This window comes from Microcoleus sp. FACHB-831 (genome assembly GCF_014695585.1).
In the GTDB taxonomy this organism is placed as follows: Bacteria; Cyanobacteriota; Cyanobacteriia; order Cyanobacteriales; family FACHB-T130; genus FACHB-831.
Genome location: NZ_JACJON010000060.1, coordinates 63,091 through 76,663, shown reverse-complemented (window position 1 = coordinate 76,663; position 13,573 = coordinate 63,091). Strand labels below are relative to the sequence as shown.

At 46.1% G+C, this 13,573-nt stretch carries 10 protein-coding genes; 8 read left to right on the top strand and 2 right to left on the bottom strand.

Annotated features, from left to right (window positions below; all coding sequences use genetic code 11):
- Window positions 1-44 precede the first annotated feature (44 nt).
- The 3 genes from H6F77_RS16740 (at window position 45) to H6F77_RS16730 (ending at window position 4,656) form a co-directional block, all read left to right on the top strand.
- Complete coding sequence (locus tag H6F77_RS16740) at window positions 45-617, top strand: pseudouridine synthase (protein ID WP_190489749.1); 573 nt, start codon at window positions 45-47, stop codon at window positions 615-617.
- A 165-nt stretch (window positions 618-782) separates the two neighbouring features.
- Entirely contained in the window at window positions 783-3,179 is a 2,397-nt protein-coding gene (locus H6F77_RS16735; RefSeq protein WP_190489685.1) for a serine/threonine phosphatase, read from the top strand.
- Window positions 3,180-3,339: 160 nt separating this feature from the next.
- Window positions 3,340-4,656 carry a protein kinase domain-containing protein gene (locus H6F77_RS16730; protein WP_190489684.1) on the top strand — a complete coding sequence of 439 codons (1,317 nt, stop codon included), beginning with the start codon at window positions 3,340-3,342 and terminating at the stop codon, window positions 4,654-4,656.
- Here the strand turns inward: H6F77_RS16730 and H6F77_RS16725 are convergent.
- Window positions 4,653-4,877, bottom strand: a complete 225-nt coding sequence (locus tag H6F77_RS16725; RefSeq protein ID WP_190489683.1) for a DUF4327 family protein — start codon at window positions 4,875-4,877, stop codon at window positions 4,653-4,655. The genes H6F77_RS16730 and H6F77_RS16725 overlap by 4 nt on opposite strands.
- 354 nt (window positions 4,878-5,231) lie before the next feature.
- Here H6F77_RS16725 and H6F77_RS16720 point away from each other — a divergent pair, with 354 nt between their 5' ends.
- Window positions 5,232-6,134 carry a lipid kinase gene (locus tag H6F77_RS16720; RefSeq protein ID WP_375335946.1) on the top strand — a complete coding sequence of 301 codons (903 nt, stop codon included), beginning with the start codon at window positions 5,232-5,234 and terminating at the stop codon, window positions 6,132-6,134.
- Window positions 6,135-6,496: 362 nt separating this feature from the next.
- Window positions 6,497-9,085, top strand: coding sequence for a polynucleotide kinase-phosphatase (locus H6F77_RS16715; RefSeq protein WP_190489682.1), 2,589 nt, complete (start codon window positions 6,497-6,499; stop codon window positions 9,083-9,085).
- A 9-nt stretch (window positions 9,086-9,094) separates the two neighbouring features.
- Here H6F77_RS16715 and H6F77_RS16710 read toward each other — a convergent pair whose 3' ends face one another.
- Window positions 9,095-10,300, bottom strand: coding sequence for an NAD(P)/FAD-dependent oxidoreductase (locus H6F77_RS16710; protein WP_190489681.1), 1,206 nt, complete (start codon window positions 10,298-10,300; stop codon window positions 9,095-9,097).
- Between the two features lie 132 nt (window positions 10,301-10,432).
- Here H6F77_RS16710 and H6F77_RS16705 point away from each other — a divergent pair, with 132 nt between their 5' ends.
- From H6F77_RS16705 to H6F77_RS16695, 3 genes are all read left to right on the top strand, one after another.
- Window positions 10,433-11,410 (top strand): class II glutamine amidotransferase domain-containing protein, encoded by a 978-nt coding sequence (locus tag H6F77_RS16705; protein ID WP_190489680.1) that lies wholly within the window; start codon window positions 10,433-10,435, stop codon window positions 11,408-11,410.
- 69 nt (window positions 11,411-11,479) lie between these two features.
- Window positions 11,480-12,196: a GltB/FmdC/FwdC-like GXGXG domain-containing protein gene (locus tag H6F77_RS16700; protein WP_190489679.1), complete on the top strand. Its 717-nt coding sequence runs from the start codon at window positions 11,480-11,482 to the stop codon at window positions 12,194-12,196.
- A 53-nt stretch (window positions 12,197-12,249) separates the two neighbouring features.
- On the top strand, window positions 12,250-13,557 hold the full coding sequence (locus H6F77_RS16695) for an FMN-binding glutamate synthase family protein (RefSeq protein WP_190489678.1): 1,308 nt from the start codon (window positions 12,250-12,252) through the stop codon (window positions 13,555-13,557).
- Window positions 13,558-13,573 lie beyond the last annotated feature (16 nt).

The window sequence follows — 13,573 nt, the reverse complement described above, 5'->3', positions numbered from 1 at the left end:
ACGATGAACCATGAACCATGAACTATGAACCATGAACAAGTTGCATTGTGTATCGCTATATCCTGTTTTACAAGCCTTATGGCGTTTTGTCGCAGTTTACCGACAATAGCCAAACTGAGAAAAAACGCCGCACGCTCAAGGACTATATCCCAGTTCCCTCTGTTTACCCAGTTGGGCGGCTAGACTGGGATAGTGAGGGTCTGTTGCTGTTGACTAACAACGGCCAAATGCAACACCGTCTGAGCGATCCGAGATTTGGACATTCCCGCACATACTGGGTGCAGGTGGAGAACATTCCCGATACTGTTGCTATTAACAAACTGCAACAAGGTGTGGTTATCGAAAATTACAAGACGCGGCCAGCAAAGGTAAAGTTGTTGCCAGAACCACTGCTACCGCCCCGCGATCCGCCGATTAGATTTCGCAAGACTGTGCCGACAGCATGGCTAGAAATGACGCTTTTTGAAGGCAAGAACCGACAGGTGCGGCGGATGACGGCGGCGGTGGGTTTCCCGACGCTGCGACTGGTGAGGGTAGCGATCGCTCACCTACAGTTGTCTGGCTTAGAACCTGGTCAGTGGCGCGATCTAACACCTGCTGAATTGCAACTACTTTAAAATTTGTGATTTGGCCGTTGGGAGGGAGGAAAACTAACGAGCGATGACCAATTACCAATATGACGATAGTTTGGTGCAACCACCTATCTAATCGTGGCAAACTAGATCCCAAAGTCCGTTATATCCGGCGCACACGAATTTGATGACAATTGAGGAAGTTCCATTATGCTTGTCTGTCCCCAGTGTCAGTTTGAAAACCCGAATACCAACAAGTTTTGTCAAAAATGTGGAACTTCCCTAAGCCACAAAATCTGTGGCCAATGCGGCAGCGGGGTTGCCTTCAGTGAAGAACATTGTCAAAATTGTGGTGCGATCGCGGGAACGGTGCGGTTGGCTGCAATCTTAAATATCCCTGATTGGCAACTCAAAGAAGCGGCTGTGGCTGCATCTGCCCCGCCAGCACCAAGTCTTGTAGAGACGCCGAGTAATCCTGTCTCGCCGACAGAGGGCAATGCAGAAGAAGCCCCTCTAGATGCAGCAGCAAGCTTCACGCAAGCTGCATCTTCAAACATAGAAACCACTGACATAGGGGCGCAAGTCAGCGCGACAAATGAGGCGGAAAGCACTTTAACGACGGCAAGTTCAAATATAAATCCATCTATTATCGAAGCGGAAAACCCAGCAATGGCTGGGAAAACCCAGGTTCAGGAGTTATCTGGTACAGAGTCGAGCGATCGCGCGATCGCAGCAGATCCCGCTTCTGTGCAATCAGCGACGCCAGACGCCGGATTAATCGGGTCTTTGGCAATTCTTCCCCAAGACGACATTGAGGGCAAAAGTGGAAGTAGCGATATGCCATCCGAGACGCCCAACAATGCTCCTAGCCCAGTAGCTGCGATCGCATCAGAGAATTCTTATTTAGACCCCCAGCAACGTTATCGACTGCTATCATCCGTAAAATCCATACCCTCAGAGGGCGAAGGTGTGGAGACTGCTTTAAACGAGCCTGCGCTGGTGAGAGTTTTAGACTGTCAACCGTATCAAAAGTCTCCTTTAGAAGCGCTTATGGATCAGCAATCAAGTACTTCAGGGGGTCGCCCCCATGCTCTAACGTCAGATCTGCTTAATTCAGACTCCTGGAAGGCCATAGCCATACCAGCGCCTGCCCAACCATATTTGGCCTTACAAGAGCAGATGTCCCCGGCCATACCAAAAATCCACGATGCATGGCAGCAGGATGGGGACGCTATCGTGCTACTTGAAGACCGACTGGAATGGCAGTTGCTCGCCGACCTGTGGGGAAAGGACGAGGTACCGCCATTCCAGATGTTGTACTGGCTGGGCGAGATGGCCAAACTGTGGGCAGCGCTAGAACCTTGGAAGTGCCGTCAAAGTCTGCTTTTGAGAGAAAATTTAAGATTGGATGAAGACCAGAAAATATGCCTTGTCGCACTGTATCGAGAACGGGACGAGGCTCAAGCTAAACTAAGCGATTTAGGGCAAATGTGGCAGGTGTTATTCAGCCAGTCTCAGCGGACGCAGTTTGGTTCGGTAGATGAATTGTGCCGGGACTTACGACAGGGCGGGATAGTGACGATGGAGCAACTGCGCGATCGCCTAGAAGCGATCGCCAGCGAACTGCAAGCCAACCAAGAGTCCGCTAGCAAGGAAATAGGACTGATGAACGATACATTAACTCAGCCTGACTATGCTGTCACGCAAGCCAATTTAGAATTCAAAGGCAGTGACCTGAGTGAAGGAGATGATATTGAAACCATAATTCTCCCCATGCAGTTACTCAGCCTTGAGGACGCTGGCACTACCGATATTGGCCGTATGCGGGAACACAATGAGGACTACTTTGGCATACAGACTTTTAGCCAGAAGCAGGAAAGTCCCATGGGTCGAACCATCCAAGCTCGTGGCCTCTATATTCTCTGCGATGGTATGGGGGGACACGCGGGTGGCGAAGTGGCTAGCGTCATGGCGGTGGAAACTCTGCGACGCTTCTTTCAAGCTAACTGGAAAGACGAGATGCCCCAAGAAGAGACTATCCGCGAAGCAGTGCGTTTAGCAAATAAGGCAATCTACGATGTGAACCAACAAAACGCCCGTTCTGGTAGCGGACGTATGGGCACGACTCTGGTAATTGTTTTGGTTCAGGATACAAAGGTAGCTGTTGCCCATGTGGGAGATTCTCGCCTGTATCGAGTTAGTCGCAAACGCAATCTGGAGCAAGTAACTGTAGATCATGAGGTGGGACAGCGAGAAATAAGCCGGGGGGTGGAACCAGCGATCGCCTATTCCCGTCCCGATGCCTATCAACTGACTCAAGCCCTTGGTCCGCGAGATGAGCAGTTTGTTAATCCAGATGTCCAGTTTCTGGAACTCAATGAAGATACCCTGCTGGTACTGTGTTCCGATGGCATGTCAGATCATGACCTACTAGAAAGCTGCTGGCAGACTCACCTTTTGCCACTTCTCAGTTCTAGAGCTAATCTGGATCAGGGTCTGGCACAATTAATTGACCTAGCCAATCAGCAAAATGGTCACGATAACATCACAGCCGTTATTGTCCGGGCAAAGGTGCGGCCAAACCTGGATCAACCTCAAATGTTTTGAAGGGTGCATTGTTCAACGGTTCCTCGTTTTTGTTGGTAATTGGTTATTAGCCATTGGTTCTTAGTCCTTGTCATTGGTAAAACGTCTGAGGACTACGAACTAAGTATTAGTTATTACCCATTACCTATTACCTATTACCTTTAGTCTCTAGTGTTTAACTGTGGTCACGCTGAGCCTTCTAGAGCCGCAGGCGCTCACTCCGCAACAACAGTGGAATTTCGAGAGTGAATCGACGATTCGGATCGGTCGCTCTCCGGATAATGATGTTGTTCTCAACGATGCTCTCGTTTCCCGGCATCACGCGCAACTGCAACGAGTGGGTAACTCCAACTCCAACAGTTCGTGGCAGCTGGTTAATCAGGGCACTAATGGCACTTTTGTCGATGGCATATTAGTGTCTCAGGGTTTGCTATCCAATGATTCCCTGATTCAATTGGCGCGGGGCGGCCCGATGCTGAAATTCCAGCTCGCTACAGGGCAGCATCGCCCACAGGCTGGAGTCTCTTGGCAACCCCAACGCACAAACCCCCCGCACCCTCCAGATGCAACAGAGCGCGAATACCCAACTCCTGCCCCAAGGGGTCAGCAGGGAATAAACTCAAAACGACAAGAGTTGTGTACGCACTCTGGGAATCCCCCTAATAATCTGTTCTGCATACACTGCGGGCAACCCATAGTTCAGGTGCAGCGGTTCATCCGCCAGTATCAGGTGCTGCGGACGCTGGGACAGGGAGGAATGGGTACGACTTATCTGGCTTGGGATAAAGTTGGAACTATTAACGGACGTTCCCAGTTGCTGGTATTAAAGGAAATGAATGCCGACATGGCTCAAATTTCCAAAGCCCAAGAATTGTTTGAACGAGAAGCCCGTATTCTCAAGGGGCTGCACCATCCGGGAATACCAACGTATTATGATTTCTTTGTTGAGGGCGGAAAAAAATACCTGGCGATGGAGCTGATCCACGGTCAGGATTTAGAAAAGCGCATTTACCTGCGGGGGCCATGTACTCCCCCCCAGGCGATCGCTTGGATGATTCAAACTTGCGATGTGTTGGACTATATTCACCAACAAGAGCCGCCCCTCATCCACCGCGATATTAAACCTGCGAATCTTTTGGTACGCACTGTTGACAATCGCGTGGTAGTGCTGGATTTTGGAGCTGTTAAAGAAATTGGTACTGCACTTGGAACTCGTATCGGTGCTGAGGGGTACAGCGCCCCCGAACAAGACCGGGGCCAGCCTTGTACTCAGTCCGATCTTTATGCAATTGGCCCAACGCTAATTTTCTTACTAACTGGCGATAACCCAATGAAGTTTTATCGCAAGCGGGGTTCTAGCTATCGGTTTGATGTGGAAAGCATTCCCACAGTCACGCCACAATTGCGGTCTGCAATTGAGCGAGTGACAGAGCCTAAACCCCGCGATCGCTACCAAAGTGCCAAGGAACTGTCCCTGGCCTTGGCAGATTGTCTTTAGTCCTCATCTTCCCAAGCTTCAACCGCTAGCAATTCGCTAATTGGGTCTTGTGTGGTGAAGCCAAAGTCCAGCAGTTCTTGTTTCCAGTAAGACCATTCATCGCCGTATAGCAGAGCTATTTTCCAAATGCGATCGCTAGGTTTGATGATTTTGGACGCGACGAGTGAACCTACTTGATGCTGCAACTTCACCATTGGGTGAATAACTTGCTGCTTAGTCATAGATTAGAAATTAGTTTTGCCAATATTTAACTAGAAACGCTTCCTGCAACTTATGTTCTACCGTTGAAGAGTTGTTTGCGCGGAAGCAATCATTTACATTTCTAGCGTACCTTAGTGCATTATGGCAAGTGTTTTTTCGGTTTTGTACGGTAATTACTACTCCGTGTAGTGCTTAAGCCAGGAAATACCAATATTCCATCTGTGGGGGTTGACAAAATAAAGCAATTATTATATTAAATTAGGTAAATAAACCGAGCCATCAGAGAAAAATCGGTGTCACCAGAACGCCCGCGAGGATATGGGATGTTATAATTCGCGTGTTTAGATTGTAAACCGCGCCGCTGAGGACTTGCCTTGAATCGCGATCGGGGGATGAAACAAAGAGGATTGCTACTGGTTAATCCTAATTCCCGACGAGGTTACGACGCGGGAAAGCAAGCAATTGAACAATTGCAACAGTTGGGTTTTGAAATTATAGAAGGGTCTGGTGAAAACCCCAAGCAGTTTCCTGACCTAATTAGACAATACCGCGATCGCATCGATCTGGTAATCGTTGGCGGTGGAGATGGCAGCGTCAATGCTGCCGTAGACGGATTGTTGGATACAAACTTACCAGTAGGGATTCTGCCATTAGGAACCGCCAACAATCTCGCCAGAACTCTGGGAATTCCTCAATCTCTGCCAGAGGCTTGTAAGATTATTGCCGATGGTCGACTTCAGCGCATTGATTTGGGATGGGTGAACGGCCAGTATTTTTTCAATATTGCGAGTCTGGGGTTGAGTGCAGAAGTCAACCGTAGAGTTTCCAAAAAATTGAAGCGGCGATGGGGAGTTTTGGCTTATATTGCCACAGCAGTGCAGGTAGTATGGACAGCGCGACCGTTTTGGGTAGACATCCATTGGGATAACCAGTCTATCGAGGTGAAAACCTTGCAGATTACAGTCGCTAACGGTAAATATTACGGTAGCGGGTTGGCGATCGCGGATGATGCGACTATAGACGACCAGAGGCTAGATTTGCAAAGCTTGGAAATTCGCCATTGGTGGGAAATGCTACCGCTGATACCCCCTGCGCTGCGGGGTAAATCTGTAACGGGTAAAGGTGTGCGGATTATCGAAGGTAAAGATATCCAGTTATTTACTCGCAGACCTTACGCAATTAATACAGATGGGGAAAAAACAACGGCAACCCCAGCGAGATTTAGGGTTATTCCCAAAGCTTTGTCAGTTTTTGTGCCTGAATTGGAGAAGAGGTAAGAGCGATCGCTTTTGAACATTGGCTGGTGCGATCGCTCTTATCATTGCCAACGAGGAAAGGGGGATCGCCTTATCTTAGGCACATTCATGATGAGTGGTCAAAACAACATCCAAAGCGGATTTGACGAGAGCGGTTTTTTTGTTTTAGATAGAAATGAACCACGCTGCTAACTTTTTCGAGCAAGGCGTTTAGAGCAGCGTTTGTTAATTTAAAGCCGCAGGAGAAGGAGGCGGTATTTATTAATCTGGAAACGGGTCAGCACGTCGGGTGTAGTATGGCAGTAACAAACACACTTCTGCCCTGGCCGGATGGCATCATAAAAAATAGTTATAAGAATAAGATAAAACATATTGGACAAACGATGAAAATAACAATTCCTGAATTATCTTTAGTTATCCTCATTGGTGCTTCTGGTTCCGGTAAGTCTAGCTTTGCCCGGAAACATTTTAGACCGACTGAGATATTATCCTCTGATTTTTGCCGAGGGTTGGTTTCTGATGATGAAAATAACCAGTCTGCAAGTAAGGACGCTTTCGAGGTACTTCGCTATATTGCAGCGAAGCGGTTAGCAGCGGGGAAATTGACGGTAATTGATGCTACGAACGTTCAGCCAGAGGATCGCAAACCGCTATTGCAATTGGCGCGTGAGTATCACTATTTTGCAGTTGCTATTGTGCTGAATATGCCAGAGCAATTATGCCACGAGAGAAATAAAAATAGGAGCGATCGCAACTTTGGCCCCCATGTTGTCCGCAGACATTCCCAAAATTTGAGGCGTTCGTTGCGTAGCCTACAAAAGGAAGGATTTCGGTATAACCATGTTTATGTAGTGGATTCGCCGGAAGAGGTAGATTCAGTTGTTATTGAAATACAACCCCTTTGGAATAACAAAAAGCACGATCGTGGCCCGTTTGATATTATTGGCGATGTTCACGGATGCGGGGATGAACTTGAAGCATTGTTGCAAAAATTGGGTTATGAAGTAACAGGTAAAATTGATAATGAATCTTTTTGGAATAGTCCTGTATACAGCCATCCACAAGGAAGAAAAGCAGTATTTTTGGGAGATTTAGTAGACAGAGGCCCGCGCATTTTAGACACGTTGAAGCTAGTGCGAAACATGGTCAAAGCGGGAACTGCTTTGTGCGTGCCGGGGAACCACGAAATTAAGCTAATGCGTAAGTTGCGGGGTAATAACGTCAAGGTGACATATGGGCTGGAACAGAGTTTAGCTGAAATTGATGCGATCGCAGATGATATTCGCGAACCATTTTCACGAGAAATCGCTGATTTTATCGAGACTCTTGTTAGTCATTATGTGTTAGATGAAGGTCAGCTTGTTGTTGCCCACGCGGGTATGAAAGAGTCAATGCAAGGGCGCGGTTCTCGCGGCGTGCGCGAGTTTGCTTTGTATGGAGAAACGACAGGAGAAATCGACGAATTTGGTTTGCCAATTCGCTATAACTGGGCATCTGAATATCGCGGCAAGTCAATGGTAGTTTATGGTCACACGCCAGTTCCAGAAGCACAGTGGCTTAATAATACAATTGACATCGATACTGGCTGCGTTTATGGGGGCAAGCTGACGGCGTTGCGTTACCCGGAAAAAGAATTAGTTTCTGTCCCCGCAGCACGGATTTATCGCGAATCAGTTAAACCGTTGTTTCCTCAAGGAAACACGCATTTGCTAACTTCACAGCAGCAGCTTGATGATGTCTTAGATATTGAAGATGTTGTGGGCAAGCGGTTAATTACTACTAGGTTGCAGCACAATATAATGATTAGGGAAGAGAATGCGATCGCTGCCCTAGAAATTATGAGTAGATTTGCTGCTAATCCCAAGTGGCTGATCTATTTGCCGCCTACTATGTCCCCCTGTGCAACCTCATTTGAACCTGGTTTATTAGAACATCCAGCAGAAGCATTTTCCTACTATAAAGAACGGGGTGTTACGAAAGTCGTATGCGAAGAAAAGCACATGGGTTCGCGTGCTATTGTTATCGTTTGCCGCGATGAAGATACAGCGCGTAAGCGGTTCGGCGTTGTCGGTGAAGGAATTGGCATCTGCTACACTCGCACCGGGCGGCGTTTCTTCGATAATACAGCAGTAGAAATAGAACTGCTGGCAAGATTACAAACAGCATTAGAAACCGCTAACTTTTGGGAGGAATTTAATACTAGCTGGGTTATTTTAGACTGCGAATTGATGCCTTGGTCAGCCAAAGCACAAGAATTGCTGCAACGGCAATATGCAGCCGTTGGTGCTGCATCTCAAGCGTCACTTTCTGAAGCTGTAGCAGTTTTAGAAAAAGCAGCATCGCGGGGAGTTGATGTTAATGCGTCAGTTTCTCACTATCAGCAGCGTGCAGAAATGGCGACTCAATATGTTGAAGCTTATCGGCGTTATTGTTGGCAAGTTAACTCTATAGCTGATTTGAAGCTAGCACCGTTTCATTTATTAGCAACAGAGGGTGCGGTGCATATTGATAAAGACCACATTTGGCACATGGAGACACTCGCGAAAATCTGTCGCGTTGACGAAGCATTGATGCTGGCGACAGCTTACAAAGTAGTGGAGTTTACTGATGCAGCGAGTGGGGATGAAGGTATCAGATGGTGGGAGGAAATGACGAGTCGCGGTGGTGAAGGAATGGTAGTGAAACCGCTTGATTTTGTTGGTCAACACAAGGGGTTAGTGCAACCTGCGGTGAAGTGTCGCGGGAGGGAATATTTGCGGATTATCTATGGTGCAGAATACACGGCTGAAGAGAATCTAGAAAGGTTGCGATCGCGCGGTTTATCCATCAAAAGATCCTTAGCACTACGCGAATTTGCCTTGGGAATTGAAGCACTAGAACGTTTCGTTCAGCACCAACCGTTGCGCCGCGTCCACGAATGTATTTTTGGCATTTTAGCCCTTGAAAGCGAACCAGTCGATCCGCGTTTGTGAAGTCGCAATCTATCGCAAGCCTTTGGCTTTGCCATAAGTCACTGGGGGCTTAACTAAATCGTTTTCCTGGAAGCGATTAAGGCGGAACAGCCTCAACTTATCCACAAAATCGTTAGTTTCCCCCAGAATAAACTGACTCATCAAATCTCCAATTACAGGACTCAGCTTGTAACCATGACCGCTGAAACCCACCGCACAATAAAATCCAGGTACAGCATCTAACTTATCTATAATTGGTTGATAATCTGGCGTAATTCCCCAAATGCCAGAATATTTTTCCGCAATTTCCGCATCTTTCAAACTGGGGAACCTATGGGTCAATTTTTGATAAAGGTCTTCGGCAATATTGGGATAATATTGCTTGTGAAAATCATCTGCATCTTCTAGCCTAAATTGGGGATGATATTTTGGATCGGAGTTACCTATCCGCGTAAATGGTTGATTTCCATCGGAACGCGAGTAGCAGAGATTAACTAAATCGGAAATAACTGGATGAGGTTGGGCAAATTCAATTGGCCGTTTAACAACTACAACGTGTTCAACAATCGGAGTAACAGGAAACTCTAATCCCAGATGTTCTACAAACTTTTTAGCCCAAGGGCCAACACAATCTACCAGCGATCGCGTCATAATTTCACCCGCTGGCGTCACAACGCTTTGCACTCTAGCAGCCGCATCTAACTTAACTTCTAAAACCGGGGTTTCTGTACGGATTTCTACTCCTAAATCGGCGGCGCGTCGTGCAAAAGCTAACGTGGTTTGAGGCGGATTTCCATAGCCAGAATTTGGTTCGTAAGCAACAGCAGCAACATCACTAAGATTTAGTTGAGGAACCCGCGCCTGAACTTCCGCTAAATCCACCAGGCTTACCTTAATATTCATATCCTGGTGCATATTGACAACAGTTTTTAGGGTTTCTACATCTGATTCGCTTACCAAAACATAGTAACCGCAGGGATTAAAACCGCTATCATACCCACCAAATCGCTCTTTAAAATTATGAAATACTTGCTGAGATCTGTGGGATAATTCAGCTAAAATTGGGTGGGTATAATGCGTGCGAATAATACCAATACCTTTGCCAGATGCGCCATTAGCAAGCTGCTTTTTTTCTAATAATATTATCTTTCCAGCTTTCCGTTCGGCTAAATGCAGCGCGATCGCCGCACCTATGCAGCCCCCACCCACAACTACAATGTCGGCTGTCTCAGACATAAGTCATCACCTTAAGGTTATTGCAGAATTATTGTTCTACAAGTTAATTAAGATACAAAATTATTATTTGAAAGGTTTATTATAAACACTTACAGGCATTCACTACTAAATTTGAACTCTGGAGGAATAATTTTGTGTGGCATAGCTGGAATTATTTATCGCAACCCGCAATTCTATAAGAACCTCGGATCTGATTTACTAAATCTGATTCAACCTTTAGAGACAAGAGGGCCAGATTCTTGTGGCGTGGGTTTGTATGGCAATAGCATAGAAAGCAATCAACTTAAGATAGTATTGCTGGCAGAAAAAGCGATAGAATGGGAAGAAATAAAGCAGCTTTTAGGCAAATTATTTGTTGTTGCAAGTTTTACGGCAATGGGTAATGGTAAGCTTGTAACTTTAGAAGGTAAAATTTTTAACTCAAAGGAATTGATACACCAATTATGCGCGTGTTTTCCTCAAGTGCATTTGATGAGTTATGGGCAATTTTTAGAGATTTATAAACAAGTTGGTTCCGCCCAAAGTTTGTTTGAAAACTATGACTTAAAAACATTTGCTGGAAGTCATGCAATCGGACATACCCGCATGGCAACAGAATCTGTCGTGGATACCTACCATTCTCATCCGTTCGCAGCGGGAGAGGATTTGTGTATCGTTCACAACGGTCAAGTTTCCAATTATTATAAATTGCGTTTTGCTTTAGAGCGTAAAGGTGTAGTATTTGAGACGCACAATGATTCAGAAGCGATCGCGCACTACATCAACTACCATCTAACACAAGGCAAATCTTTAGAAACTGCACTCCATAGCCTGCTAAACGACATTGATGGAACTTATACATTTTTAATTTCCACATCAGATAAAGTTGCACTCGTGCGCGATAAATTTGCTGCAAAACCAGCGGTGATTTACGAGTCGCCAGAAATGATAGCGATCGCTTCAGAATACCGTTGCTTCTTGAACCTACCAACTTTTGATCCCAGCGCCACCATCAGAGAACCAGACGCAGGAGAAATCAACATTTGGTCTGTATCGAACGTTCCAATAGCTCCGGCGATTGAAGTCGTGGCTGAACAAACAAAGTCCGCCTACGCGGACTTAAGAGGATGATAATTTAACCCATACAGGCTGGTTTATTCTGTATAGCAGCGAATTCTATTCGCTAGGAAAAACACCACAATGAATAACCAAACTATCCTACACCAAGCTGTCTTAGACTGTACCGATCTAACTACCCGCGAACTCAATCAAAAACTGAAAGCATTGGCATCTGAAGGTATATCTTCGGTAAAGGTAATTAACCCGGCTGGAAGGCACAATCTAGCAGTAGGGATTACTCAGGCGATCGCAATTCAATTCCAAGGTGCAGTCGGTTATTATTGCGGCGGATTGAGCGAAAAAGTAGATATTGAAGTTTTTGGTGGTTGTGGCTGGTCAGTCGGTGAAAATCTCATGTCCGGAAATATTATAATTCACGGCAATGCTTCCGCAAACGCCGCTGCTTCTGCTCATGGCGGTAAAGTTTGCATACTGGGAAATGCGGGGCCACGAGCCGGAATTTCACTCAAAGGCGGTACTCTAATTGTCACAGGAAATGCGGGCTATGGTTCTGCTTTTATGATGCAACAGGGATGCTTAATTATATGCGGTAATGTTGGAGAAAATCTGGCAGATTCTATCTACGATGGGGTTATTTATGTGGGCGGTAATATTGCTTCATTGGGTGCAGATGCTCAGATAGAAACGATGACACCACAAGACTGGCAGCTACTTGATGAAGAGTTACAGCCATTAGCAATAAATCATGAAAAGTATGATTTTAAGAAAGTAGTTTGTGCCAAAGAGTTATACAACTTCAAAGCTAAAGACTGGTCTAAGTGGAAAGATGCTTATTGAAGGAAAAAGGCAAATTCACGTTTTAGCAACTTTACTTTAATACAAAATTAAAAATGGAAAACCGCATATTAAAAACCAGCAGCACCTATTCGCCAGAAGCGATCCACGCCATCCAGGAACGGGCAGAATTAGGCCGCTATGTAATTCGGGGATGGGGAGCTTTTCGCAATGTCCCCAAATTTGATGATTTATTATTTTTAACTGCTTCTCTAACTCGTTTTCCTTTAGAGGGATATCGAGAGAAATGCACTACCAAAACGGTGTTAGGAACTCGCCATGCTAAACGCCCTATTGAGTTAGAAATTCCCATTACAATAGCCGGAATGAGTTTTGGGGCGCTGTCTCGCAATGCTAAAGTTGGGTTGGGACGTGCCGCAACATTATTAGGAACTTCCACAACTACAGGCGATGGGGGAATGTTGCCTGCTGAAAGAGAGGCATCTGCTAAATTAGTCTATCAATGTTTGCCTTCCCGTTATGGGTTTAATCCGGCTGATTTAAAGAAAGCTGATGCGATTGAAATTGTCGTTGGACAAGGTGCAAAACCTGGCGGCGGCGGCTTATTAATGGGGCAAAAAGTAAATAAAGTAGTTGCGGGGATGCGAACTTTGCCGGAAGGAGTGGATCAGCGATCGCCCTGCCGTCACCCCGATTGGATCGGCCCCGATGACCTTAAAATTAAGATTGAGGAATTGCGAGAAGCCACAGACTGGGAAATCCCAATTTACGTCAAAATGGGAGCTACGAGGGTCAAGGATGATGTTAAACTCGCCGTCAAAGCTGGTGCTGATGTAATTGTTCTCGACGGCATGGAAGGGGGGACGGCTGCAACACAAAGTATCTTTCAAGAACACACTGGAATTCCCACATTACCAGCATTGGTGCAAGCAGTAGAAGCACTGCAAGAAATGGGGGTTTATGGTGAAGTTCAGCTAGTAATTTCTGGGGGAATTCGTTCCGGGCCAGATGTGGCAAAAGCGATCGCGCTTGGCGCTGATGCTGTTAGTTTGGGAACGGCTCCTTTAATTGCTATGGGGTGCAATAAACCCATCTACATTGAAGACTATCATAAATTAGGAACTGAACCCTATCACTGCCACCATTGCCATACAGGAATGTGCCCGGTTGGTATTACCACTCAGGATGAAGAATTGATGGCAAGATTGCCAGTCGAGGAGGCTACAACTTATGTCGCTAACTATCTTCAATCTCTAGTAATGGAAGTTCAAAGTATTGCCCGTGCTTGCGGTAAATCTGACGTACATAATTTAGAACGAGAAGATTTAGTGGCGCTAACTTTAGAAGCTTCTGCGATGGCCAAATTGCCGTTAGCGGGAACTGATTTTGTAATGGGGCAATAAGAGGATGTTTGAAAAG